Origin of the sequence: Stenotrophomonas sp. BR163 (assembly GCF_047520985.2) — a bacterium.
GTDB classification, from domain to species: Bacteria; Pseudomonadota; Gammaproteobacteria; order Xanthomonadales; family Xanthomonadaceae; genus Stenotrophomonas; species Stenotrophomonas sepilia.
The window spans coordinates 46972-70555 of record NZ_JAXBRE020000001.1; the positions used below are offsets into that span (position 1 = coordinate 46972).

The window sequence follows — 23584 nt, forward strand, 5'->3', positions numbered from 1 at the left end:
AAAATCATCGTTCTTGTTGCAATAGTGGCACGAGCCTAGCATGGCCCCATTCCATCAATGTGAGGCCATCCATGACGTTCAAAGCCCTGCTGACCGGCAAGACGAACAACCAGCTTTCGACCGAGCTGGTCGATTTCGACGAGGCGGACCTGATGGACGGCGATGTCCTGGTGCAGGTCGAGTACTCCACGCTCAACTACAAGGATGCGCTTGCGCTCACCGGCAAGAGTCCGATCATCCGGAGATTCCCGCTCATTCCCGGCATCGATCTGGCAGGCGTGGTGCTGGAATCCAGCAGGGCCGACTTCAAGCCAGGCGACCGCGTCGTGCTCAATGGCTGGGACCTGAGCATGGGCCACCACGGCGGCCTGGCACAGCGCGCCCGCGTACGCGGCGAATGGCTCAACCGGATTCCCGGCAACCTGAGCACCCGCGATGCCATGGCCGTCGGCACCGCTGGCTATACCGCGATGCTGTGCGTGCTGGCCCTGGAACATGCCGGGGTGACGCCCGAGAAGGGCGATGTGCTGGTGACTGGCGCCAACGGTGGCGTCGGCTCGATTGCGGTGGCGATCCTGTCGAAGCTGGGCTATCGCGTGGTAGCCGCCACCGGACGCCCGGAGCATGCTGAGTATCTGCACAACCTGGGTGCGGCCGAGATCATCGATCGTGCGCAGCTCTCGGAGCCGCGCGAGCGGCCGGTGAGTGCCGAACGCTGGGCCGGCGTGGTGGATGTGGCCGGCGGCCCTACCCTGGTCAACGCCATCGCCGAGACGAAGTATCGCGGTGCCGTGGCCGCGTGCGGCCTGGCGCAGAGCGACGCTCTGCACGGCTCGGTATTGCCCTTCATCCTACGCAACGTGACCCTGGCCGGCGTGGATTCGGTGAATGCCCCACAAGAGGTTCGCCAGCGCGCCTGGGATCGGCTCGCGACCGACCTGGACCCGCAGAAGCTGGAAAGCACCGTGCAGCAGATCGGCCTCGCCGAGGTGCTGGATGTCTATGAGCAGATCATCCCCGGCAAGGTGCGCGGCCGCATCGTCGTGGATGTGAACGCCTGACGCCTGTCGCGCTGGCGAGGGTGCAATGCCATCGCTGGCTCACGCGCGCGACTGACCGGAAAACGCAGCGTGCCACGCCAAGCCGCCTTATCATGGGGCGGCAAGGGCGCTATACGCCCGGTGACGTACGCAAGGCAGTATCTGGATGTCTATGGAATGGCGCCCCTCGGTCTGGGGCCAGCGTGTGACCCGCTCGCCGGACTGGCAGTTGCGGCTGGATGGCGAACAGCTCGCGCTTTTGATCGACGGCAGGCAATACCACCAGCATGTGGCGAACGAACACAGCGTGCGGGTCGTTCGCGGCGTGCTCTGGTCCAGGGTCGAACTGACGACCGAGCGCGGCGAAGCACTGTCCGTGGATGGGCTGCCGAACAGCCAGGGCTCCCGGCTTGCCGCTGCCGTTCAGCACGTGCTTTTCGCGCGCTCCAGACGAGGGCGCAAGGCACTGTTTGAGCACGTTCTGGCGCAGATCCAGGCGTGGCTGGCCGAGGCAGATGCGCTTACCGACCGAGGCACCACCGGCCGCCGCTGGATCACGTACGAACAGCAGCAGGCGTTGCTGGCCGAGCGCCCGTCCCTGCCCCTCCCGTCAGCCGAGCTGGAGCAGCTGTTCCTCGACGAGGAGGTGCATGACGACCTGCACTCGGACCGCCACCGCATGGCACTGGATGCACTGCACGACTGGCAGCTGGATTGGCCCGCCATGTGGGCGGACGCCAATGAGGCAATGGCGACCCGTGAACTGGGTCTGGCCAAGCCCTTCCTGGACCGGGTCGAGAGCAGGCCGCTGACCGAGGAGCAGGCCCGCGCCGTCATCTGCTTCGACAACCGGGTGCAGGTCGTGGCCGCGGCCGGCTCTGGCAAGACCTCCACGATGGTTGCCAAGGCCGCTTATGCCATCGATCGCGGCTTTTTCCAGCCCGAACGGATTGTGATGCTCGCCTTCAACAAGGACGCCGCTCAGGAGCTGGAAGAGCGCGCGCAGCGATGCTTCGACCGGCTCGGCATGGGCGACACCATGGTGGAAGCCTGGACCTTCCACGCCCTGGGCCTGTCCCTCATCGCCAAGGCCACAGGGCGCAAGCCCGATATCCCGGAATGGGCGGTCGACGCAACGCTGGGCTTCAACAAGCTGGCCGAACTGGTGGACGACCTGAAGGACCGTTCGACCCACTTCCGCACCCAGTGGGACATGTTCCGCCTGGTGTTCGGGCGCGATCTTCCGCCGTTCGGCGCCGACATGATGGCCGATGGTTACGACCGCGATGGCACGCCCTACATGCGTACCCTGCAGGGTGAGCGGGTGAAGAGCCTGGAAGAGTGCGTCATCGCCGACTGGCTGTTCTACAACGGCGTGGCGTACGACTACGAGCGGCGCTACGAATTCGATACCGCGACGGACACCCACCGCCAGTATCGTCCGGACTTCTACTATCCGTACGCCCAGCTGTATCACGAGCACTTTGCGCTGGATGCCGATGGCCAGCCGCCAAAGCACTTTGCCAACTACAGCGAAGGGATGCACTGGAAGCGGCAGCAGCATGCGGCGCACAGCACCGCACTGGTGGAAACGACGTCGTTCGGCCTGCGCAGTGGACAGGCCCTGCAGGATCTAGCCGAGCGGCTGCGTGCGGCTGGTGTCGAACTCGACCCGAACCCGGACCGCGAGCTGCCCGACCAGGGCGCCAAGCCGATGCCGGATGCAGACCTGATCGGCCTGATGCGCACCTTCATTGCGCATGCCAAGAGCAACTGCCTGACGCTGGATGACATGGCCGCACGCCTGCGGCAGATGCCTGAGGATCAGTTCAAGGAACGCTACCGGCGCTTCCTGGAGATCGCCGGGCCGGTTTTCCAGGCCTGGGACAACGCACTGGCTGACGAGCGCAGCATCGACTTCGAAGACATGCTCAACATGGCCGCCGGGCTGCTGGAACAGGGCCACTATGAGTCGCCCTACGAACTGGTGATGGCCGACGAATTCCAGGACGCATCGCGCGCCCGTGCGCGCCTCTGCCGTGCCCTGGTCAGCCAACCGGGCCGCCATCTGTTTGCGGTGGGCGATGACTGGCAATCGATCAATCGCTTCGCTGGCGCCGACGTTTCGGTGATGACCGGATTCCGCGAATGGATGGGCCATGGCCAGGTGCTGAAACTGAAGCAGACGTTCCGCTGCCCGCAGGCACTGTGTGATGTATCCAGTCGCTTCATCAGCCGCAACCCCGAGCAGATCGCCAAGACCGTGCGCTCGGCTACGCCGGCAGTGGGGCCGGTGCTGCAGGCGTTCCAGATGAACCAGCGTGAGGAGGTGCAGGATGGCGTTCGCCAATACCTTGCGAAGCTGCACCAGCAACTGTTGTCAGGCACGGTGCCGCAGGGACGCAACGGGCGCGTGACGGTCTTTGTTCTGGGGCGGTATCGCGCGGACCGCAGCGCGATGCCTTCGGATTGGAAGGCGGCCTTTGGCAGCACGATGGACGTCGAGTTCCTGACCGCACATCGATCGAAGGGGCGCGAGGCGGACTACGTGATCCTGCCGGGCATGATCAACCGCAGCTTCCCGAGCCTGCGCGCGGATGACCCGGTGCTTTCGCTGGCAATGCCGGACGGCGATACCTATCCGCTGAGCGAAGAACGGCGCCTGTTCTATGTCGCGCTGACGCGGGCGCGACGATCGGTTGCGATGTTCACCCTGCAGGGCAGGCACTCACCATTCCTGGATGAGCTGGTGAAGGAAGGCGCAGTGGAAGTGACCACGGTTTCAGGCGCGGCCATCCGCGAAGAGCGCTGCCCGGTGTGCAAGGTGGGCGTGTTCGTGGACCGCAATGGGCCGCATGGGGCGTTCCGGTCGTGCTCGAGTTATCCGTTGTGCCATAACAAGCCGAAGGGCGGGCGTCGGGGATGAGTGCATCTGTCTTCATGCATCGGCGCTCGCCCATCTCACGTGGTGCAAGCTGACCTGATTGTTCGATGGCCGTGTGACGGCTGCGGAGGAAGCAAGAAGGTCCAAGATGGAGGGCTGCAACGTCCCTCCAAGCCAATGACGACGCTGCACCAGATTCGCTCGTACTTGCCGCATATCAATGACGACAAGGGTGGCCTCGCACACCAAGCCAGCAAACGACACCTCATTGGAAGTCCAGCACCGTCCAGGCAGCCGGCCAGCCGCACCAGCGCCGGCCAAGATTTTCTGCTACGGCTTACGCACCATCACGATAGTTGTTCTGCGGCTGGGGAAAAATCTTCCCAAACCAATGGGGGAGATCAGGCCCGTCCAACGTTAGTGGATATCAGGGGGCTGAAGCGCTCCCCATGTACTTAGTCCACTACCGGGAATCATGAAAAGATGCCGTCGGCCCTTCAAGTCCATCCAGGCTGCCTGTTCAGGCCGCTGCCGTTGATCAAAGAAGCGGCCGACCCTCGCATCTGGGAGGACCACGCGGTCGTTGTCTCCAGCCCCCAGCCGCTGTCGGGGCGCATATTCTCTTCAATCTCATTTACTGACTGGAGGATGGACGAAGCAAGGCTAAGGCCGCTTCTACTCATCACAGCAAGGCTCAGTCGTGTCCACAGGCTCAAAGCGGTCAAGAGCCATTCCCTTGCTCCCATCGCCGCAGACCGCATCGTTCAAAGTCTTCGTCCGCTGGCAACCAGCGACCTTCGGGAATGGAAGCGCTTCTTGGAGCAGCTCACCCATTGCTCCGGAGTTGCGCATTTTCAACTTCGATCGGATCGCTCTTGGGTCGGAGCTACATCACCCTTGGAAGCAAGCCTGGTCTGCCCGTCGACAGCCAGGATGCCGCAGCAGATAGAAGATTTGATGTCATTCCTCGCGGAGCATCTCGATAGCCCGAATGAGCAGGTGGACGAAGCTGCAGCATTTCAGTTCTTGTCGATCCATCCGTTGCACGACGGCAACGGCAGAGCAGTGCGAACCCTGTTGATCAGAATGGCATCCAGGAAACAGAGCTTGTATCCGCTCTATGTCGCATGGCGGCTGATGTTCGACAAAACTGGGCTGATGAGGTCATGGCGAGATAGTTCTCTCGATGGTGCCATCGCATTCGATGTGAACCACTACATCCAGTGGCGCCACTCCGGCACCAGCATAGGAAACGCCTATCTCGATGCTGCCGCAGCAGGCTGCGACACCCGCGCCCTGGACTGCCTGACAGCTTTCGGAGAGCTCTCTGCAGCTGGGATCTGTGCACTGAACAGCACGGCCAGCCCAGCGCTTTGCGCAAAAATAATCTCTAAACACAAGGAATGCAAAAGCACCGGACTCTATAGCAGCACGCTTCACGCCCTTGTCCAAAGAATTTGCAAGGACAGTACTTCGGGTGAAGAAATTCCTTTTCAAACGATACAAATACAAGGACGGTAAAATGGAACACGCGCACCGCTCGAACCCCGCTACGGCGCGGACCTCGGACCTTGGGGTAGCAGTACGACTCAGCATCAGATTGAGCATGGTTGTTGCTGGATGCTTCTTTGCGGTTCAGCCTGGCCTCGCAGACACCTCGACGGATAGGGGCACAACCAATCTCCCACCCGTGGACGCGCCCCCTCCCCCTTATGTCCCTCCATACACTCCTCCGATGGAGCCGCCCACCCGCCCTCCTGATCTGGGATACGATCCGGGCGATTCAGATGGCGGAGGCGGAGGCGGAGCCGGAAGTGACCCGCAGCAATCCTGCGCCCTCCTGATTGCCACCCGGCCTGCCGCTTGTCCCAACCCTATCCCCATGCCTACAAATCCGCTACATGGAGATGACCGAGTACCCGCGGGGCAGCGCTCTTCCATGCGAATGGCTCATTCGTTCGTCAATGGTAAGGCCTACTGGGAAGGAGTACCGATCCAGATGGACTCCGGAGCCATCTGGTTCCTCCAGGCGGCATTGCAGGATCAGGTCAACAGTTTCGCCTCAGGCGCAAGTCTTGTTGACACCAATGCTCGCATGCGCATCCATCTTGGTCTTACATGCGACATGCAGATCAATGCGTCAAGTCAGTATCGCGTAGGGGGACGTTGACCAAACCAGAGCAGTACTGCATCCAGATGCTGAAAGCGTTCGACGCAGAGGCCAATGACAATCAGAATTTCATGATCTGGTTCATTGAGCATCAACGCGCAGTAGGCGTGCCCCTCGAAAACTACGTTCCGTACGGGATCATCGATCTCATTGACACGCGAAATTCGATCGGCGAGAAATGGCGCTCAGTGACGGAAGATGCGTCATGTTCCAAGTGGTGGATCCAGGTCCAGAACAATATGTGTGGGGTACAATAATGCACACCAGATCGATCCTGTTTGCAGCCATTTTTGTGGTCACCGCAACTGCCTGCTCAGAACAAACGGCCTCTGACCAGAGCAGTATGTCAACGACGGCAGAACGAGCCGTTTCGCGGACCGCCAACCCGGATCAGGCACCACGCGCCATCGCGTCGCAGCAATCAAACGTTGGCGGACCCAATGACTCCAATGCAGTTGCACAGCGCCTATGCACTGGAGACTGCAGAGACGCCGGACCGTTGCAGGCAAAGTCGCAAGAAGAAGCTGAGTGGCTGATCCGCCACAAATATCCATCGCAAATTGAACTCGAGCGACTGCGTTCAGAGTCGATGGATGTACTGCAACAAAAAGCGTCAGCGGGTGACCCCACTGCCTCTGCGGTGCTGGGAAAACGGATTGCCATGGAGAAAAATTTCATGGACGGCCAGGTGCTACTCCGAAATCAGGTGCTATCAGGCAACTTCTACGCGCTATACGCGATCTCGGAGTCGTACCGCGAATCGAAAGTGCCAAACGCGGTGGATGGTGCAGCCTACCTCCGTTTGGCCTACATCCTGGGCGATCACAAGGCAGCGATTGAGATTGCGAAGATGCGCCTCAGCTCAGCCGAGCTGGCGGCTGCCGATAGCAGGGCATCTCTGCTTTACAAGGGATTCGCAGGCGACCAAGTGCCTGATCCACGCCCTCAGGGGTAGGCTCACTACAAGCCATAGAGCGCCCTTTTGAGGGCGCTCTTACTTCACCGGTTGGATTGCATGACCTACTGCAGAAGCGCAATCGGGGCGCGCCATGGCCCATGTCATGCCAGCGATGCATCCTTCAACAAAAAAGCCCCTGCAAGAACAGGGGCTTCTTTAATCCTGGCGGAGAGAGTGGGATTCGAACCCACGGAAGGTTTAACCCTTCGCCGGTTTTCAAGACCGGTGCCTTAAACCGCTCGGCCATCTCTCCAATCGGGTCCCGGTCGCCCGGGCAGCGACGTATTCTCGCACGTGAAGGGCATTTGCCCAAGTCCACCTTGCCCCTGCCCTTTGCATCCGGCACGGTGGGAGCCTTCACCGCACTCGGAGCCGCCATGGCCCATCTCGATCTGGCCAACCTGCGCACCTGCCTGCTGGACGATACACAGCTGGCCGCTGTGGCCCTGCACCGCACCTTCGCCGGCCATCTGCCGGTCAGCAGCGGGGAGCTGGTGGTCTGCGATCCACTGGTGCAAGCGGAGGCGCCAGCGCTGGCCGACTACACCGCCCCGCTGGGGCGGCATCCGGTCGAGATCATCGTGCACAGCGGCCGCCCGGCGTTGGCCGTGGTCTGGTTCAAGCCACGCGAAGCTCTCACCGCGACCGCCCTGCACTGGCAGATGGCGCGCTGGACCACGCAGGACCTGACCGGCCTGGATGAGGACAGCTTCATCGGCTACCCGGTCGACGCCGGCATCGGTTGTTTCATGGACGCCGACACCCAGCAGGCGCTGCTGGCCCTGATCGAACAGGCCGATGGCGACGAAGAGAGTGAATGGTCGGATGCACTGATCGACCATGATGGCCTGGATGAAGGCGCCGAGTACCGCCCCTGGGGCGAGGACTCGCCGCACGGCCTGGTGGTCTTCACCAGCGGCTGGGGCGACGGTGTCTATCCCAGCTACTGGGCGCTGGACACGTCCGGCATTCCGGTCGCCCTGGTCACCGATTTCCTGTGCATCCAGGGCGGCGATGGGCGCGACGAGCGCGAGATTGCCGACCAGGCCTATCGCGACAACCTGCCAGCTGCAGAAGCCGAGGCGCTGGCACGACTGGTGGCTGCCGTCGAACGAGACGACACTGAGGCATTACAGGACCTGCTGAAAGATGCGCCGCAGCGCGCCAACCAGATCGAACCAGGCTGCGGCGGCACCGCCCTGTACGAGGCGATCCGCCTGGACCGCCCGCAGGCGTTGCGGGTGCTGCTAGAGGGTGGCGAGCTACCGGCAATGCCCGAGCGCCTGCACATGAGCAAGGTGACCGGCTATCTGGACTATGCTCGCTTCCTGAAGAAGCCGCGCAGCGCGGAGTTGATGGCGGTGCTGGAAGCGCCCGTCGTTGCGGCCGAACCGCCACCGGCCGCAGCGCGACGCCGCAGCTTCTGGGACCGGCTGTTCGGCCGGAACTGATCAGCGCTGGAAAACAGCAACGCCGGGCATGGCCCGGCGCTACCACTCAGCTCTCTCAGCCGGCATCCACCGCCAGCGCACCCAGCGCACTGGCCTTGATCCGCTCCTTGGCCTTCTCACAGGCGCCACCGCAATCCAGGCGCGAGGCCTCCAGCTGCGGCGGCAGATGTTCGGCCAGGAAGTCGATGAACACGCGCACCGCTGGCAACAGCCCGCGGCGCGAGGCGAACACGGCGTGGCACACGCCCTGCGGCAACGACCAGTCCGGCAGCACCACTTCCAGCTCGCCATTGCGCACGGCGTCGGCGCAGACGGTTTCCGGCAGCATGGTGATGCCGAAACCGTCCTTCACCATGCTCTGCAGCAGCGGGAAGTCGAAGCCGGCCACGCGCGGCTGCAGGTCGACCCGGCGCACTTCGCCTTCTGGCCCGTGCAGCTCCCAGCGCTGGCGGGCTTCGTCTTCGCTGATGCTGAGGGTGACGTGCTGGGTCAGCTCTTCCGGGTCCTTCGGGCGGCCAGCGCGGTCCAGGTACTTCGGGCTGGCCACCAGCAGTTCCTGCACCTGTCCGAAGCTGCGCATCACCAGGCTGCCGTCGTCATCCAGGCGCGAACGCACGCGCAGGGCGACGTCGTAGCCTTCATTGATGATATCCACGCGGCGGTTGCTGATGTTCAGCTGCAGCCGCACCTTCGGGTACTGCTCAAGGAACTTGGGCAGCAGCTTGGGAAGCTGCATCTGCGCCAGTGACACCGGCACGCTGGCGCGCACCACGCCGCGCGGCTCCGCGCTGAGGCGGTCCACCACTTCGCGTGCGGCCTGGGCCTCGGCCAGCATCGTCTGCGCATGGCGGTGCACGCTGGTGCCGACATCGGTGACCGCGAAACGGCGCGTGGAGCGCTGCAGCAGGCGTACGCCCAGGTCGGTTTCCAGCTGGCTGATGCGGCGGCTCAGGCGCGACTTGGGAATACCCAGTGCGCGCTCGGCGGCGGCGAATCCGCCGTGGTCGACCACCATCGCGAAGTAGTACAGGTCATTCAGGTCATGCATACCCGAGTTCCATATCTAGAACAATACGTGGCATTCAACCACCTTTATTCCGCCTTTGCAACAACCTATCGTTCTCTCCGTCGGCGGGGCTACCCCGCCCCTTCCTCCCAGAACACAGGTGACTGCCATGAAGCTTCTGCATCTCGACGCCAGCGTGCTTGGCGACAACTCCGTCTCGCGCCAGCTGTCGGCCGCCGTGGTCGCCCGCTTCGCCAGCCAGATTGATGGCCTGCAGGTCGATTATCGCGATCTTGACGCCAATCCGGTACCGCATCTGCGCAGCAGCTCGCTGGCCAGGACCGACGCGGCCGAGGCGACCGATGCTGAACAGGTGATGCAGCAGTTCCTGGACGCCGACATCGTGGTGATCGGCGCGCCGATGTACAACTTCAGCATTCCGTCCACGCTGAAGGCCTGGATCGACCGCGTGGCCGTGGCCGGCCGCACCTTCAAGTACACCGAGAACGGCCCGGTGGGCCTGGCCGGTGGCAAGCGGGTGATCATCGCCAGCAGCCGTGGCGGCATCTACACCGACTCGCCGGCCGACTTCCAGGAGCCGTTCCTGCGCCAGGTGTTCGCCTTCATGGGCATCAACGAGGTCGAATTCGTGCGCGCCGAGGGCATCGCCTATTCGCCGCAGCACCGTGAAGACGCCATCGCCGGTGCGCTGGCGGCACTTCCGTCGCACGAAGCAGCCGAAGCCGTCGCTGCGTAACGCGTTCCAACGTTCGGCGCCCCTCTCTCCTCGTCTGGGCGCTGAACGCGGGCCGGGATCCCCTCCCCCTCCCGGCCCACCCTCGCGGCCCCGCTATGCGGGGCCGTTTTCTTTTGCGACGCGCTAGGCTGGGGCCATGAACTACATCGTGACGGCTGCGCACCGCAGCGAGTTTCCCCAACCGATCAACCTTCGCCGTGGCCAGGCGCTGGTGGTGGGCGAACGTTATGAAGGCCCGGAGGGCTGGGAAGACTGGTTCCTGTGCCGAGCCGAAGGGCAGCAGCCCGGTTTCGTGCCGGCGCCGGTGATCGGTCGCGATGCGCAGGATGACGCCTATGCCACGGAGGATTACTGCGCGCGGGAGCTGGATGTGGATCCCGGGCAGATCTTGCGCGGGCTGCGCATCCTCAATGGCTGGGCGTGGTGCGTGCCGGAGAACGGCGAACCGGAATGGGTGCCGCTGGAGAAGCTGCGGGCCATAAAGGAGAGCCGAGCATAGGCTCGGCTCTACATGGATCTGTAGCGCCCGAGCCTACGCTCGGGCGGCGGCGCAAAGCGCCGGCTGTCAGGCGATCGTTTCCAGGCCGCCCATGTACGGGCGCAGGGCCTCCGGCACGGTGATGCTGCCGTCGGCGTTCTGGTAGTTCTCCATCACCGCGATCATCGCACGGCCAACCGCCACGCCCGAGCCGTTCAGGGTATGCACCAGCTCCGGCTTGCCGGTGGCCGGGTTGCGCCAGCGCGCCTGCATGCGGCGGGCCTGGAAATCACCACAGTTCGAGCACGAGGAGATCTCGCGGTAGGTCTCCTGCGACGGCAGCCAGACTTCCAGATCGTAGGTCTTCACCGCCGAGAAGCCCATGTCGCCGGTGCACAGCAGCACCTTGCGGTACGGCAGGCCCAGCTTTTCCAGCACCACTTCGGCACAGCGGGTCATGCGCTGGTGCTCGGCGTCGCTGTCTTCCGGGCGGCTGATCGAGACCAGCTCGACCTTCTCGAACTGGTGCTGGCGGATCATGCCGCGCACGTCGCGGCCGCCGCTGCCGGCTTCGGCACGGAAGCACATCGAGTGGGCGGTCATGCGCAGCGGCAGGCGCTCGGCGTCGACGATCTCGTCGCGCACGATGTTGGTCAGCGGCACTTCCGAGGTCGGGATCAGGTACCGCGTGGAGTCGCCCACGGCGGTCTTGAACAGGTCGTCCTCGAACTTCGGCAGCTGGCTGGTGCCACGCAGCGAATCGGCGTTGACCAGCAGCGGCACGTTGGTTTCCTCATAGCCGTGCTCACCGGTGTGCAGGTCGACCATGAACTGGGCCAGCGCACGGTGCAGGCGCGCGATCGGGCCGCGCAGTACGGTGAAGCGCGAGCCGGACAGCTTGGCCGCGGTCTCGCCGTCCAGCCAGCCGTTGCGCGCACCCAGCTCAACGTGGTCGAGCACCTTGAAGCCGAACTGGCGCGGAGTACCCCAGCGCGCCTGCTCGACATTGTCGTTCTCGTCGGCACCGGGTGGCACGTCATCGGCCGGCAGGTTCGGGATCCCCATAGAGATCGCTTCGATCTTCTCGCGCAGCTCGTCCAGCGCCACTTCCGAGGCCTTCAGCTCGTCGGCGAATGCAGCGACCTCGGCCATGATGGCCGACACGTCCTCGCCCTTGGCCTTGGCCTGGCCGATGGCCTTGGAACGGCTGTTGCGCAGGCTCTGCAGCTCCTGGGTACGCACCTGGATGCGCTTGCGATCGGCCTCCAGGGACTCCAGGGCAGACACGTCGAGCTCGAAGCCGCGGCTGGTGCGCAGGCGTTCGGCGAGGTCGGCGGGCTGGTGGCGGAGCAGGGCTGGATCAAGCATGGCAGGTGTCGTGGTGGGTATCAGGGATGGGATTATCGCTTGTTATACGGATTTCTGCCGCCCGGTTCATTCCCGCCGTGGCAGAATCTGGGCATTCCGTACTGGTCCGGTCCATGTCTGCACCCCGCTCGTCGTCCGCCAAGTCGTTTACCGTGCATATCCCGCGCAACGCCCTGAAGATCGCGGGCATCGCCTTCGGCGTGGGCGTGCTGCTGTTCGTGCTGGTCTGGTACACCGGTCGCGACAAGGAATTCTTCCGCGCCGACCCGGCCGCACAGACCCCGCAGGAGACGGCGCAGGTGGAACCGCTGCCCGAACCGCTGGCTGCGGCCGCCGGTTCCAGCGACATGCCCGATGCCAAGCCGGCCCCGGCCGAGGAGGAAGCCCCGAAGCTGGTCGAAACCCCGCCGCCACCGCCGGCGCCCGTCGCTGAAGCGGCCCCGGTCGCACCGGCCCCGGCGCCGGCTGCCACAGTCAACAGCCAGCCGATGCCGATTGCCGGCCAGTCGCCTCCACCGGCCTACCCGGTCGCCGCGCTGCGCGCCGGCGAGACCGGCAGCGTGGTGGTGCGCGTGGACGTGGATGCCACCGGCTATCCGAACAATGCCACGGTGATCCAGCGCAGCGGCTCACGCGAGCTCGACCGTGCCGCGACCGGTGCGGTGCGCCGCTGGCGCTTCACCCCGGCACAGAGCAACGGCCAGGCCGTACCGGGCAGCATTGAAGTGCCGTTCGACTTCAAGACCCAGTAACTGAACGTTTCCCGGCAGGCAAACTGAACCCTGCCGGTCGCGTTGACGCAACGCTGACACTTCCCGCCACTGGCCCGCGCAACACTCTCGCCGTCGTCCATTGACGGAAGGAGTTTGCGATGACCGCCACCACCCACGAAGACCTTCATTCGCCGCAGCTGCAGCAGGACGCCAGCGAACAGCACAAGCCCACGTCGCCCTGGATGTGGATCGCGCTGATCGTGGCGATGTTTGCCGCCGCGCTGCTCTGGCTGCGTCACTCGAACCAGGAAGACGTGGCGCCGGCACCGGTCGGCGAGCGCATGCTGCCCGCGCCCGAGCAGGCGCCGGTCGCCGACGTACAGCAGCCTGCGGCACGCCAGGCCGCAGCGGCCGGCAACCAGCGCAAGGCCACCCCTGCCGTACGCAATCGCGAGGCGCGCCCGCTGGCAGGCAACAGCAAGCCGACCTACCCCGCTGCCGCGCTGCGCAATGGCGTGCAGGGCAGCGTGATCGCCAGCCTGAATGTCGATGCCCGCGGCCAAGTGACCAATGCTGCGATTGTTTCGCGCAGCGGCGAGCGCAGCCGTGACCTGGATCGTGCGGTGCTGAGCGCCGTGCAGAACTGGAAGTTCCAGCCGGCGATGCATGAAGGCCGTGCAGTGGCCAGTGTGGTGCGGGTCCCGGTGGATTTCCGTACCGGACAGCGTTGATCGCGGACGAGGGGTTCGTGATGTTTAGACGGAGGCTTCGGCCTCCGTCCTTTTATGCGGAGAAGCGTGCCGACCAAGGTCGGCACCTACCGATCGATGTGAGCGCGCCGACCGAGGTTGGCACCTACCGGACAGGGGGCGCGTGCCAACCATGGTCGGCACCTACCGGAAAACCTGATCGGCCGGTCAGGCCAGGTTGAAGCCGGCGCTGCGCGCCAGGCCGTCGAAGTCCGGGAAGGACGTGGCGACATTGGCGATGTCGTTGATGCGCACTTCGCCGTCACTGATCTGGCCGGCAATGGCGAACGCCATGGCGATGCGGTGGTCGCCGTGGCTTTCGATGGTGCCGCTGCGCAGGCGCACGCCACCATGCAGGGTGGCACCGTCTTCAGTTTCGTCCACCTGCATGCCCAGCGCGCGCAAACCGGTGGCCATCGCTGCGAGACGATCGGATTCCTTCACCCGCAGCTCGGCGGCGCCGGTCACCACGGTCTGGCCTTCTGCAGCAGCTGCCGCCACGAACAGCGCCGGGAACTCGTCGATCATGTCCGGCACCAGTTCTTCCGGAATGCGTGCGCCCTTCAGCGGGGCGTAGCGCACCACCAGGTCGGCCACCGGTTCACCGCCCTGTTCTGCCGGGTTCTCTTCGGTGATGTCCGCACCCATCAGGCGCAGCGCATGCAACAGGCCGGTGCGACGCGGATTCAGGCCGACCTGCTTCAGGCGCAGCTCGGAACCGGGAATGATGCTGGCGGCGACCAGGTAGAACGCGGCCGAGGAGAAATCGGCGGGCACCGCGATATCCGTGGCGCGCAGGCGCTGGCCACCGCGCAGGCGGGCCTTGCCCGGCGAAAACGCGATGTCCACGCCGAATGCGGACAACATGCGCTCGGTGTAGTCGCGGGTCGGGTGCGGTTCGGTCACGCTGGTTTCGCCCTGCGCATACAGCCCGGCCAGCAGCACCGCCGACTTGACCTGCGCGCTGGCCACCGGCGAGGCGAAATCGATGCCGTGCAGCGTCTGGCCACCATGCACGCGCAACGGTGGCGTGCCATCGTCCTGGGTGTCGATCCTTGCGCCCATCTGCGACAGCGGGCCGGTCACGCGGCGCATCGGGCGACCGGACAGCGACTCATCGCCGATCAGCGTGCAGTCGAACGATTGCCCTGCCAGCAAGCCGGCCAGCAGGCGCATGCCGGTACCGGCATTGCCGCAATCCAGCGGTGCATCCGGCGCCTTCAGGCCATCGATGCCGACGCCGTGCACGACGCGCTGCGACGGACTGGGGGTTTCGATGCGCACCCCCAGCTGGCTGAAGATGCGCGCGGTGGCGCGGGTGTCCTCGCCTTCCAGGAAGCCCTCGATGTGCGAGGTGCCATCGGCCAGCGCGGCAAACATCACCGAGCGGTGCGAGACCGACTTGTCGCCGGGAATGGTCAGGCTGCCCTGCAGCGGCTGGCCCTTGCGGGCTATCCAGTGTTGCGCGTTGCTCATCGTTCGATCATTCCGTAAACACCGGCAGCGCCGGCGATGCATCAGGGAGCGGCGGCTGTTGCCGCCGCAGCAGCACTCAGGGCACGGCCACCGGATAGGAGCCCAGCACCTTGATCTGCGCCGAGTGCGCTTCCAGTTCGGCCAGCGCGGCCTGCATCGGCGCGTCGTCGATGTGGCCGGCCAGGTCGATGAAGAAACCGTACTCCCACTTGCCGTGGTGTGACGGCCGCGACTCGATGCGGTTCATGCTGATGCCGTGGCGGGCGAACGGGCTGAGCACGTCGAACAGCGCACCGGGCTTGTCATGGATGAACACCAGCACCGAGGTGCGGTCGTGCCCGGAGGTCGGGAAAATGTTGCGACCCACCACCAGGAAGCGGGTGGTGTTGTCGGCATCGTTCTGGATCGGCTTGGTGACCACCTTCTTCAGGCCGTACACGTGGCCGGCACTCTCGCCGCCGATGGCCGCCGCGTCGTCGGCGTTGCGCGCACGGCGCGCGCCCTCGGCGTTGCTCGACACCGGAATCTTCTCGGCCTTCGGCAGGTTGGCGCGCAGCCACGCCGAGGTCTGCATGAACGACTGCGGATGCGCGTAGATGCGTTCGATGTCCTCGATGCGGCCACTGCGCGACATCAGGTACTGCTGCACGCGCAGTTCCACTTCGCCGCAGATCTTCAGGTTGGAGGTCAGGAACATGTCCAGGGTGATCTGGATGGTGCCCTGCCCCGAATTCTCCACCGGCACCACGCCGAAATCGGCGTTGCCCGCTTCCACTTCCTGGAATACCTCTTCGATGCTGGCCATCGGCAGGCCCAGCGCCGAACGGCCGAAATGCTTGAGCACCGCCTGCTGGCTGAAAGTACCTTCCGGGCCGAGGTAGCCGATCTTCAGCGGCTCCTGCTGGGCCAGGCAGGCCGACATGATCTCGCGGTAGACGTGCACCAGCAGTTCATCGCTGAGCGGGCCTTCGTTGCGGTCCACCACCATGCGCAGCACCTGCGCTTCGCGCTCGGGGCGGTAGTAGTCGACAGCGGCGGCGAGCTTGCCCTTGGCCTTGCCGACCTGGTGGGCGAAGCGCGCGCGCTCGGCGATCAGGCTCTGGATGTCGCGGTCGATCTGGTCGATCTTCGAGCGCACATCGGCCAGCGCCAGCGGCGCCAGGGTGGGTGCCGGGTTCGAGGTGGCCTTGGCCTTGCCCTTCGCCTTGGTGGGCACGCTGTCCTTGGCCGGTTCGGCCTTCTTCGGCGCCTTCTTGCTGGATTTGCTGCTTGCCATCTGAATTCCTTGTTGCGGGGCACGCACCCGACGGTGCGCGCCGTTCATTGCTCAGCCGTGACGCTGCTGGAAATCGGCCATGAAGGCGACCAGCGCCTCGGCCCCGGCCAGCGGCATGGCGTTGTAGAGCGAGGCACGGATGCCACCGACGACCTTGTGCCCCTTCAACGCCAGCAGGCCTGCGGCCTTGGCCTCGGCCACGAAGCGGGCATCGAGATCGGCATCTGGCAGGAAGAACGGGATGTTCATCCGCGAACGGGCCGCGTGTGCAACCTCATTGCGGTAGAAGCCGCCGGAGCCGTCGATGGCGCCGTACACCAGCGCGGCCTTGGCGGCATTGCGCCTGGCGAACTCGGTCACGCCGCCCTCGGCCAGCATCCACTTGAACACCAGGCCGGCCAGGTACCAGTTCCAGGTCGGCGGGGTGTTGAGCATCGAATCGCGGGCGACATGCGAGCGGTAATCGAAGATGTCCGCGCGCGGCTGGCCACTGCGATCGAGCAGGTCGCGGCGGATGATCATCACCGCGATGCCGACCGGACCCAGGTTTTTCTGCGCGCCGGCATAGATCACGCCGTAGCGGCGCACGTCCAGCGGCTCGCTGGCGATGGACGAGCTGAAGTCGGCGATCAGCGGAACGTTGCCGGTGTCGGGCACATCACGGAACTCGACGCCGTGGATGGTCTCGTTGGCGGTGATGTGCACGTAGGCGGCATCGGGTGACAGCTGCCAGTCGGCGCGCGGCGGCAGCGTGCGATAGCCATCGGCCTCGCTGCTGGCGGCGATGTTGACGTCGACGTAGACACCGGCCTGCTTGACCGCGGTCTTGCCCCAGTGGCCACTGACCACGTAGTCGGCACGCTGGCCGGGGGCGGCGAAGTTGAGCGGGATCAGCGCCTGCTGGGTGGTGGCACCACCGGACAGGAACAGCACCGCATAGTCTTCCGGGATATCAAGCAGGCGACGCAGGTCGGCCTCGGCCTCGGCGGCCACGGACATGAATTCCGCGCCGCGATGGCTCATTTCCACGATCGAAGCGCCGGACCCGTGCCAGTCCAGCATTTCCGCCTGCGCCTGACGCAGGACCGATTCCGGCAAGGTCGCAGGGCCGGCACTGAAGTTGAACGCGCGCGTCATGTCACACCTGTGGGGCAAGACGCCTAGTATGCCGCAGTGCACCAGCCTTGCGGCCTTGTGCGGCAAGGGAAATTTGGTTTCATTGGAATCCATCGGCAACGCGACCGGGTAGTGCCGGCCGCTGGCCGGCACCACCGTCAGCGCGCGCCGAACCAGAGCAGCAGGCTGAGCAGCGCGGCCAGCAGCAGCGCACTGACCAGCAGCCACGGCCAGCGCCGCACCCTGCGCGGCGCAGCCGGCAGCACCGGCGCCTGTTCCACGTCCTCGCCCGACTCGTCCTCGACCGGCAACGACCGCCGGCGCGGATCATGCGGCACTTCCAGCACGAAACGGTGCTGGCCATCGAACACCACCTGGTCGCCGGCCTGCAGCCAGCAATGGCGCACGGCCACGCCATTGACGCGGGTGCCGTCGGCACTGCCGAGGTCGCGCAGCAGCACGCGTTCGCCGTGCACTTCCACGCGGGCATGCTGCTCGGCAAAAGCCGGGTCATCGATGGCGATGTCGGCCTCGTTGCCACGCCCGATCAGGCGGGCCCGCGACAGGGTGAAGCTGCGGCCATGATGGAGGCCGCCGACACCGCGGAGCAGCCGCTGCTGCTCGTCGCTGCCATCTTCGGTTTTCGGCGCAGGCGCCTGCAGCAGGCTTTCGACCTCGCCCTGCAGGACCATCTCCACGCCATCCACATACACCGCATCGCCCGCACGCAGCAGGGCCATCCGGCGTACCGGGCGACCGTTGACGTGGACGCCGCGGATGCCGTTGCCGACCTGCAGCCAGAGGCCGCGATCATCCATGCAGAACTGGGCCAGCAGCAGTGCGCCGTGGCCGGGATCTCCAACCCGCACGCTGCCGTTGGCCTGGCGCACGATGCGCTGCACCCCGGGCCGCAAGGGCTGGTCGGGCTGTTGTTGTTGACTGAAGTGAACAAGCAGGTTCTGCACGCGGCGCAGACTAGCAGGTTGGTCGCCAACGAAGAAGAACCCACGATGAGTGCTTGGCGCGGCGGCCCTTGATGCGCACAATGCTTGCCCTCTTCGACCTACCCCGCCCTGCGCCAGGAGCCTGCATGTCCACCATCGATGTCCGCCACGCCCACGCCCTGCCCGATGCACAGGCGCGCGCCGCGATCGAACAGGTCGCTGCCAAGCTGTCCGAGCGCTTTGGCCTGAAGTCGTCCTGGACCGCCGACGTACTGAACTTCTCCGGCAGCGGCGTGGACGGTGCGATCGAACTGCAGCCGGGTGCCGTGCGCGTAACCGCCAAGCTGGGCTTCCTGCTGTCGGCGATGAAGGGCATGGTCGAAGGCGAGATCCAGCGTGTGCTGAAGGAAAAGCTGGGCTGAACCCCGGCGGCGGCCGTCACGGCCGTGCAACGCCGGTGCGCGCTACTCTTGGGGGCAGGCCCAACTCCCACGGGAAGTGCGATGAACCACTACGAGAACGACGACCGCCGCAACGACGATGCCTCTTTCGGTGACCAGGCCGAGCGCTTCTCGCGCAAGCTGAGCGATTCGGCCCAGCAGGTCTGGCTGGCCGGGTTGGGTGCGCTGGGTCGCGCCCAGGCCGAGGGCAGCCGCTTCTTCGATGGCCTGGTGAAGGAAGGCGAAGCCTGGGAAGCCCGCCGCCGTGAACGCAACGGCGATCAGGGCCCGGGCTGGCGTGACAATGTCGAGACCTCGCTGGACGAGGCCCGCGAGAAGGCCTCCGGCACCTGGAACAAGGTGGAGAAGGCCTTCGATGACCAGGTGCAGGGCGTACTCAAGCGCCTGCATGTACCCACCGCCGACGAAGTGACCGCGCTGGAGGCCCGCATTGATGCCCTGCACGCGCGCCTGGCCAAGCTGGAAAACCGCGCCGCGTCCGGCACGAATGCCCCTGCTCCGGGCAGCCATCAGTCTCCGGACAGCGTGCCCTGACCACGATTGTTGCAATGCAATAAAATATGATTGACAATCGCGAGCAACCCGCCAATCGCTTCGGCTGCCGTTTGTTCCCTCCCCTCACGGCTTCAGGATTGGCGGGTTTTTCGTGCCCGCTGTGCGCCGATCTGCGCGCTCCATCACGCTTTCTGTCAGGAACATCCTGACCCGGCCAGGCACCGCGACCTTTACACTGTCGTCCTCCGCTTTCGCCCCTTCCGCCCTACTTCTGCATGCTCCCCTGGATCCTGGCCCTGCTGTCGGCCCTGCTTAGCTGTTCCCTGGCCGTTGTCTATCTGTGGTGGGTCAAGCGGCGGCAGAAGGAGATGCAACTCGGCCTGCAGGCCCTGGCGGGCATGCATTGGCGCGAATTCTCGGTTCTGGTCAAGCGCATGCTGCGCGAACAGCGCGGCCTGCGTGAACTGATCGATCCGGCGGAAGAAGCCCGCGAGCCAAGCAGCGATTTCATGCTCAGCGATGGCCCCAACCACTGGCTGGTGTCGTGCAAGCATGGCCTGGCCTACCGCATCGGCACCGCCGCAGTGAACGAGCTGGGTGCGGCCGCGCGCCTGGCCGGTGCCAAGGGCGGCGTGCTGCTGACCGAAGGCCGCATCGAGCGCGGCGGCCGCAGCGCCGCCGAGAAGCAGGCGGTTGAAGTGCTGGACGGCCCGCGCCTGTGGCCATTGCTGCAGCCTTACCTGCCCGGCGACATCGAAGCACGCGTGCGCGCCAGCGCCCGGCACGAAGCGCTGCGCCGCATCGCCATCGCCGCACTGGGTTCGGCAACGCTGGGGCTGCTGGTTGGCCTGGGCCTGCAGGGCCTGCGTGTGGAAGAGGCCGCGCCGGTTGCTGCGGCACCGGTGGTGGCGACGCCTTCAACCGCGCCTGCGGCGGAACCTGCTGGCACCGCGGCAGTGCTCCCGGCCGCCCCTTCACCCGCGGCTGCCGTCGCCCCGGCGGCCGACGCGCGCAGCAATCCCAATCCGGATGCGGCCACGCTGGAGCGCTTCCAGGCCGATCTGGCCCGCGCCCTGGCCGGCAAGCCCGGCATCGCCAGCGGTGTCTGGCTGACCCGGCAGACGCTGGCGATCAACCGCACCGGTGAACTGGAAAAGGTCTGGCCGCAGGTCTGTGAGGAAGTGCTGCACTACCCTGCCCTGCGCAACGTGCGCATCCAGCTCAACGCCCGCCCCGGCGTGGATGAACCCGTACGCTGGCGGCAGTGCGCTACGTATTGATGGGGCAACATCCACGCATGGCGTGGATCTACTGAATCCCGCGCCATGCGTGGATGCCTTTGCAGAGTCGAGCCACGCTCGACTCATCGCGCAACGCGCGAACAGCAGCCGACCATGGGCTGGGCTCTACAAGGCGCCCGCTCAGCCCAATGCTGCGAGATGGGCGATGTAACTGGAGCGGGATTCGCCGGCCGCCCTGGCCTGCGCATCCAGCCTGGCCAGGATGCGACGCGGCAGGCTGATGTTGACCCGCTCGATGGTGTCGTCCAGCAGAGATGGATCAATGCAGATGTAGGCAAGAATCCAGGCCGTACCACTGGGAGCCTCGGCGACGATCTTCTGTGGCGCAGAAGGACTGGGAATCGAGCGCCCCTCATCCAGGGCCGCATCGATCCAGGCAAGCGCAGACTCCTCGGCCGCGCTGAGTGCATCGTCAAGCGTGTCGGCTGCCGAGAAGCACCCCGGCAGATCGGGAACGATGACCCCCCACGCGGTGCGTTCATCGCCGGCCTCAATCAAGACTGGATAGCGCATGGGACCTCCTACGTCAATCCTGCGAGCTTCCGCAACGCCTGAACCAGCCCCTTGCCCAGATCCTTTCTGGGGTGAGGCACGGTGATGATGTGAGGCCACTGCGGGTGCACGAATACATGATGGGATCCGCGAATCCTGCAACAGGTCCAACCTGCCGCCTCCAGATCCCGGATGAGGTCCCTGCTCTTCATGCAGGGACGATACACATCGTACACACGCACCAACAGAGTTCAAGACGACCGCCGTACCGGACCAGTAGATCCACGCCATGCGTGGATGGAATCCCTAGCGAGCGCCCGGCGCGAAGCGCGCAACCAGGTCCCAGGCATCCCCCAGGAACACCTGGCGCACGCGGGTGATCGGCTGATCGCCACGCCAGGTCAGGCGCTCGATCACCAGGCAGGCGGTACCCGGTTTCACGTCCAGCAGCCTGGCGGTAGCGGTATCCGCGCCCCAGGCGCTGATGCGGTGCTGGGCACGGGTCCACGACACATTCTGCAGCAGCCAGCTGCCCGGCGCGGTGGTACTGAAATCGACTTCCAGTACCTCGGGCACGCCCACCGGACTGATCAGGCGATGCTCCAGCGCCAGCGGACGGCCATCGGCCAGGTGCAGGCAGCGCATCGCCAGCAGCATTGCGCTGCCGGCCAGCTCCACTTCGCCGGCATTGCCGGCATCGGCCAGACGCAGGTCGCGCTGCAGCAGGCGGTAAGCGTACTGATGGCCGCGCGAGCCGACCTCCATCGCGATATCGGGAATCTCCAGCGCCACCTGTTCCAGGTGCGGCGGCTGACGCGCCACGAATGAACCGGCGCGACGGCGGCGCTCGATCATGCCGCTCTCGGCCAGTGCGGTCAGCACCTTGTTCACCGTCATCCGCGAGCAGCCGTACTGCTCCATCAGCTCGTGCTCGTACGGAATCCGGAAGCCCGGTGCCCACTCTCCACTGAGGATGCGGCTTTCCAGATCGCTGCGGATACGCTGGTTGAGCGTGGCGGACTTGCTTGCCTTCACGTAATGAGGTCCCGGTGGCGGAGGCGATCAGCCCAGCACGCCGCGCAGGGCGGCGGCGAAGGCGGTGGTGATCGCCTCGCGCTGCAGGTGGCGGCCCTCGGCCACGCACTGGCGGCCATGGCGCCAGACCGATCGCAGCGCGCCATTACGTGCGGCGAACACCCAGCTGTCAAGCCATGCGTCGTCCTGTCGCGCCTGCAGCGCCGGGTGTGCGGCATCCAGTTCGACCAGGTCGGCACTGGCCCCGACCTGCAGGCCAGCGGCCACGCCCAGCGCCTGTGCGCCACCGAGCAGGGCGCCTTCAAACAGGAAGCGGCCGGTGCTGCGGGTGGCATCCGGGGCCAGCATATTGCGCCCGCGCAGGGTCAGGCGTTGGCCGTACTCAAGCAGGCGCAGTTCTTCGGCCGCATCGATCAGCACATTGGAATCGGAGCCGACGCCGAAGCGCCCGCCCTCGCGCGCGAACGCCTGCATCGGGAACAGGCCGTCGCCCAGGTTGGCCTCGGTGATCGGGCACAGGCCGGCCACCGCCTGGCTGGCCACAATGGCCGCGCGCTCGTCATCGGTAATGTGGGTGGCATGCACCAGGCACCAGCGCGCATCCACCGGCACATGGTTATACAGCCACTGCACCGGGCGCTGGCCGCTCCAGGCCAGGCAGGCCTCGACTTCGCGCACCTGTTCGGCGATGTGGATGTGCACCGGGCCGTCGGTCAGCGGCAGCAGCGCGCCCAGTTCCTCGCCGGTAACCGCGCGCAGGCTGTGCGGGGCGATGCCGAGCACCGCGTCAGGCAGCGCGGCCAATGCCGGCTTTGCGGCATCCAGCAGCTGCGCGAAGCCGTCCACGTCGTGGATCAGACGTCGCTGCGCGGGGTTCGGCGGCGCCCCGCCGAAATCGGCATGCGCATAGAACACCGGCAGCAGGGTCAGGCCGACACCGGTCTGGTCGGCGGCGGCGGCAATCCGTGCACTCATCTCGGCACGGTTGGCATAGGCGTGGCCATCGGCATCGTGATGCAGGTAATGGAACTCGCCGACCCGGGTGAAGCCGCTTTCCAGCATTTCCATGTAGGCCTGGGCGGCGATGGCCTGCACCGCATCCGGGCGCAGATGGGCCAGGAAGCGGTACATCAGCTCGCGCCAGCTCCAGAAGCTGTCGCCGTCACCGCCGCCGATCTCGGTCAGGCCGGCCATGCCGCGCTGGAACGCGTGGCTGTGCAGGTTGGGCAGGCCCGGCACCAGGATGCCGACGCGGGTGTCGTCGTGCTGGGCGCCCTGCCCCGTGTGGATCGCCGTGACGCGGCCGTCCTGCACCTGCAGGCGGACATCGCGGGCCCAGCCCTCGGCCAGCAAGGCGTGGGCAGCATGGAAACTGTGCGGGGAACGCGAATCGGACATGACTGGACAACCCGAA

Annotated in this window: 22 protein-coding genes and 1 tRNA gene; 12 read left to right on the forward strand and 11 right to left on the reverse strand. The window is 65.5% G+C overall.

The window, feature by feature from the left end; genetic code table 11:
• Positions 1 to 71 precede the first annotated feature (71 nt).
• From acuI to ACM0PY_RS00260, 4 genes are all read left to right on the forward strand, one after another.
• On the forward strand, positions 72 to 1061 hold the full coding sequence (acuI, locus tag ACM0PY_RS00245) for an acrylyl-CoA reductase (NADPH) (protein WP_180883937.1): 990 nt from the start codon (positions 72 to 74) through the stop codon (positions 1059 to 1061).
• A 151-nt stretch (positions 1062 to 1212) separates the two neighbouring features.
• Entirely contained in the window at positions 1213 to 3966 is a 2754-nt protein-coding gene (locus ACM0PY_RS00250; protein ID WP_180883935.1) for a UvrD-helicase domain-containing protein, read from the forward strand.
• A gap of 441 nt (positions 3967 to 4407) precedes the next feature.
• Positions 4408 to 5445, forward strand: coding sequence for a Fic family protein (locus ACM0PY_RS00255; RefSeq protein ID WP_180883933.1), 1038 nt, complete (start codon positions 4408 to 4410; stop codon positions 5443 to 5445).
• Between the two features lie 854 nt (positions 5446 to 6299).
• Entirely contained in the window at positions 6300 to 7049 is a 750-nt protein-coding gene (locus ACM0PY_RS00260) for a hypothetical protein (protein ID WP_180883931.1), read from the forward strand.
• Positions 7050 to 7215: 166 nt separating this feature from the next.
• Here the strand turns inward: ACM0PY_RS00260 and ACM0PY_RS00265 are convergent.
• Positions 7216 to 7305 (reverse strand) — tRNA-Ser (locus tag ACM0PY_RS00265).
• A gap of 124 nt (positions 7306 to 7429) precedes the next feature.
• On the opposite strand from ACM0PY_RS00265, the gene ACM0PY_RS00270 reads away from it, so the two are divergent.
• Positions 7430 to 8503: a DUF4241 domain-containing protein gene (locus ACM0PY_RS00270; protein ID WP_180883929.1), complete on the forward strand. Its 1074-nt coding sequence runs from the start codon at positions 7430 to 7432 to the stop codon at positions 8501 to 8503.
• Positions 8504 to 8558: 55 nt separating this feature from the next.
• On the opposite strand, the gene ACM0PY_RS00275 is transcribed toward ACM0PY_RS00270, so the two are convergent.
• The gene (locus ACM0PY_RS00275) at positions 8559 to 9551 is read right to left on the reverse strand and encodes a LysR family transcriptional regulator (RefSeq protein WP_005410175.1); all 993 of its coding nucleotides are present in this window, start codon (positions 9549 to 9551) and stop codon (positions 8559 to 8561) included.
• A gap of 127 nt (positions 9552 to 9678) precedes the next feature.
• On the opposite strand from ACM0PY_RS00275, the gene ACM0PY_RS00280 reads away from it, so the two are divergent.
• Positions 9679 to 10266: an FMN-dependent NADH-azoreductase gene (locus ACM0PY_RS00280; RefSeq protein WP_180883927.1), complete on the forward strand. Its 588-nt coding sequence runs from the start codon at positions 9679 to 9681 to the stop codon at positions 10264 to 10266.
• A 136-nt stretch (positions 10267 to 10402) separates the two neighbouring features.
• Positions 10403 to 10765 (forward strand): SH3 domain-containing protein, encoded by a 363-nt coding sequence (locus tag ACM0PY_RS00285; RefSeq protein ID WP_180883921.1) that lies wholly within the window; start codon positions 10403 to 10405, stop codon positions 10763 to 10765.
• Positions 10766 to 10831: 66 nt separating this feature from the next.
• Here ACM0PY_RS00285 and serS read toward each other — a convergent pair whose 3' ends face one another.
• The gene (gene serS / locus ACM0PY_RS00290; RefSeq protein WP_180883920.1) at positions 10832 to 12112 is read right to left on the reverse strand and encodes a serine--tRNA ligase; all 1281 of its coding nucleotides are present in this window, start codon (positions 12110 to 12112) and stop codon (positions 10832 to 10834) included.
• A 113-nt stretch (positions 12113 to 12225) separates the two neighbouring features.
• Here serS and ACM0PY_RS00295 point away from each other — a divergent pair, with 113 nt between their 5' ends.
• Both ACM0PY_RS00295 and ACM0PY_RS00300 read left to right on the forward strand, forming a co-directional pair.
• Positions 12226 to 12864: an energy transducer TonB gene (locus tag ACM0PY_RS00295; RefSeq protein WP_180883918.1), complete on the forward strand. Its 639-nt coding sequence runs from the start codon at positions 12226 to 12228 to the stop codon at positions 12862 to 12864.
• 119 nt (positions 12865 to 12983) lie between these two features.
• Positions 12984 to 13556, forward strand: a complete 573-nt coding sequence (locus ACM0PY_RS00300; protein WP_134970722.1) for an energy transducer TonB — start codon at positions 12984 to 12986, stop codon at positions 13554 to 13556.
• Positions 13557 to 13742: 186 nt separating this feature from the next.
• Here the strand turns inward: ACM0PY_RS00300 and aroA are convergent, their stop codons facing one another.
• From aroA to ACM0PY_RS00320, 4 genes are all read right to left on the reverse strand, one after another.
• Positions 13743 to 15050 carry a 3-phosphoshikimate 1-carboxyvinyltransferase gene (gene aroA / locus ACM0PY_RS00305; protein WP_134970721.1) on the reverse strand — a complete coding sequence of 436 codons (1308 nt, stop codon included), beginning with the start codon at positions 15048 to 15050 and terminating at the stop codon, positions 13743 to 13745.
• Positions 15051 to 15126: 76 nt separating this feature from the next.
• Positions 15127 to 16326, reverse strand: coding sequence for a prephenate dehydratase (gene pheA, locus ACM0PY_RS00310; protein ID WP_005417297.1), 1200 nt, complete (start codon positions 16324 to 16326; stop codon positions 15127 to 15129).
• A gap of 51 nt (positions 16327 to 16377) precedes the next feature.
• The gene (gene serC / locus ACM0PY_RS00315; protein WP_134970719.1) at positions 16378 to 17463 is read right to left on the reverse strand and encodes a 3-phosphoserine/phosphohydroxythreonine transaminase; all 1086 of its coding nucleotides are present in this window, start codon (positions 17461 to 17463) and stop codon (positions 16378 to 16380) included.
• Positions 17464 to 17600: 137 nt separating this feature from the next.
• On the reverse strand, positions 17601 to 18407 hold the full coding sequence (locus ACM0PY_RS00320; RefSeq protein ID WP_134970717.1) for an FHA domain-containing protein: 807 nt from the start codon (positions 18405 to 18407) through the stop codon (positions 17601 to 17603).
• Between the two features lie 125 nt (positions 18408 to 18532).
• On the opposite strand from ACM0PY_RS00320, the gene ACM0PY_RS00325 reads away from it, so the two are divergent.
• From ACM0PY_RS00325 to ACM0PY_RS00335, 3 genes are all read left to right on the forward strand, one after another.
• Positions 18533 to 18808, forward strand: coding sequence for a polyhydroxyalkanoic acid system family protein (locus tag ACM0PY_RS00325; RefSeq protein ID WP_005417302.1), 276 nt, complete (start codon positions 18533 to 18535; stop codon positions 18806 to 18808).
• An 81-nt stretch (positions 18809 to 18889) separates the two neighbouring features.
• Positions 18890 to 19381, forward strand: a complete 492-nt coding sequence (locus tag ACM0PY_RS00330) for a phasin family protein (RefSeq protein WP_134970713.1) — start codon at positions 18890 to 18892, stop codon at positions 19379 to 19381.
• Positions 19382 to 19617: 236 nt separating this feature from the next.
• Positions 19618 to 20622: a restriction endonuclease gene (locus ACM0PY_RS00335; protein WP_180883917.1), complete on the forward strand. Its 1005-nt coding sequence runs from the start codon at positions 19618 to 19620 to the stop codon at positions 20620 to 20622.
• A 141-nt stretch (positions 20623 to 20763) separates the two neighbouring features.
• Here the strand turns inward: ACM0PY_RS00335 and ACM0PY_RS00340 are convergent, their stop codons facing one another.
• The 4 genes from ACM0PY_RS00340 to ACM0PY_RS00355 form a co-directional block, all read right to left on the reverse strand.
• The gene (locus ACM0PY_RS00340; RefSeq protein ID WP_005417308.1) at positions 20764 to 21156 is read right to left on the reverse strand and encodes a type II toxin-antitoxin system HicB family antitoxin; all 393 of its coding nucleotides are present in this window, start codon (positions 21154 to 21156) and stop codon (positions 20764 to 20766) included.
• A gap of 8 nt (positions 21157 to 21164) precedes the next feature.
• Positions 21165 to 21347 (reverse strand): type II toxin-antitoxin system HicA family toxin, encoded by a 183-nt coding sequence (locus tag ACM0PY_RS00345; RefSeq protein ID WP_072168179.1) that lies wholly within the window; start codon positions 21345 to 21347, stop codon positions 21165 to 21167.
• Positions 21348 to 21441: 94 nt separating this feature from the next.
• Complete coding sequence (gene hutC / locus ACM0PY_RS00350) at positions 21442 to 22170, reverse strand: histidine utilization transcriptional repressor HutC (protein ID WP_134970711.1); 729 nt, start codon at positions 22168 to 22170, stop codon at positions 21442 to 21444.
• A 27-nt stretch (positions 22171 to 22197) separates the two neighbouring features.
• Entirely contained in the window at positions 22198 to 23568 is a 1371-nt protein-coding gene (locus tag ACM0PY_RS00355; protein WP_134970709.1) for a formimidoylglutamate deiminase, read from the reverse strand.
• Positions 23569 to 23584: the final 16 nt, after the last annotated feature.

What these genes read in the sequence shown, in the direction of transcription:
- ACM0PY_RS00285 (WP_180883921.1), top strand. Translation starts at nt 10,403, where the DNA reads ATGAACTACATCGTGACGGCTGCGCACCGCAGCGAGTTTCCCCAACCG.
- ACM0PY_RS00345 (WP_072168179.1), bottom strand. Translation starts at nt 21,347, where the DNA reads ATGAAGAGCAGGGACCTCATCCGGGATCTGGAGGCGGCAGGTTGGACC.
- ACM0PY_RS00280 (WP_180883927.1), top strand. Translation starts at nt 9,679, where the DNA reads ATGAAGCTTCTGCATCTCGACGCCAGCGTGCTTGGCGACAACTCCGTC.
- serS (WP_180883920.1), bottom strand. Translation starts at nt 12,112, where the DNA reads ATGCTTGATCCAGCCCTGCTCCGCCACCAGCCCGCCGACCTCGCCGAA.
- aroA (WP_134970721.1), bottom strand. Translation starts at nt 15,050, where the DNA reads ATGAGCAACGCGCAACACTGGATAGCCCGCAAGGGCCAGCCGCTGCAG.
- pheA (WP_005417297.1), bottom strand. Translation starts at nt 16,326, where the DNA reads ATGGCAAGCAGCAAATCCAGCAAGAAGGCGCCGAAGAAGGCCGAACCG.
- ACM0PY_RS00295 (WP_180883918.1), top strand. Translation starts at nt 12,226, where the DNA reads ATGTCTGCACCCCGCTCGTCGTCCGCCAAGTCGTTTACCGTGCATATC.
- acuI (WP_180883937.1), top strand. Translation starts at nt 72, where the DNA reads ATGACGTTCAAAGCCCTGCTGACCGGCAAGACGAACAACCAGCTTTCG.
- ACM0PY_RS00255 (WP_180883933.1), top strand. Translation starts at nt 4,408, where the DNA reads ATGCCGTCGGCCCTTCAAGTCCATCCAGGCTGCCTGTTCAGGCCGCTG.
- ACM0PY_RS00340 (WP_005417308.1), bottom strand. Translation starts at nt 21,156, where the DNA reads ATGCGCTATCCAGTCTTGATTGAGGCCGGCGATGAACGCACCGCGTGG.
- ACM0PY_RS00250 (WP_180883935.1), top strand. Translation starts at nt 1,213, where the DNA reads ATGGAATGGCGCCCCTCGGTCTGGGGCCAGCGTGTGACCCGCTCGCCG.
- serC (WP_134970719.1), bottom strand. Translation starts at nt 17,463, where the DNA reads ATGACGCGCGCGTTCAACTTCAGTGCCGGCCCTGCGACCTTGCCGGAA.
- ACM0PY_RS00275 (WP_005410175.1), bottom strand. Translation starts at nt 9,551, where the DNA reads ATGCATGACCTGAATGACCTGTACTACTTCGCGATGGTGGTCGACCAC.
- ACM0PY_RS00270 (WP_180883929.1), top strand. Translation starts at nt 7,430, where the DNA reads ATGGCCCATCTCGATCTGGCCAACCTGCGCACCTGCCTGCTGGACGAT.
- ACM0PY_RS00300 (WP_134970722.1), top strand. Translation starts at nt 12,984, where the DNA reads ATGACCGCCACCACCCACGAAGACCTTCATTCGCCGCAGCTGCAGCAG.
- ACM0PY_RS00260 (WP_180883931.1), top strand. Translation starts at nt 6,300, where the DNA reads ATGTTCCAAGTGGTGGATCCAGGTCCAGAACAATATGTGTGGGGTACA.
- ACM0PY_RS00355 (WP_134970709.1), bottom strand. Translation starts at nt 23,568, where the DNA reads ATGTCCGATTCGCGTTCCCCGCACAGTTTCCATGCTGCCCACGCCTTG.
- ACM0PY_RS00325 (WP_005417302.1), top strand. Translation starts at nt 18,533, where the DNA reads ATGTCCACCATCGATGTCCGCCACGCCCACGCCCTGCCCGATGCACAG.
- ACM0PY_RS00335 (WP_180883917.1), top strand. Translation starts at nt 19,618, where the DNA reads ATGCTCCCCTGGATCCTGGCCCTGCTGTCGGCCCTGCTTAGCTGTTCC.
- ACM0PY_RS00330 (WP_134970713.1), top strand. Translation starts at nt 18,890, where the DNA reads ATGAACCACTACGAGAACGACGACCGCCGCAACGACGATGCCTCTTTC.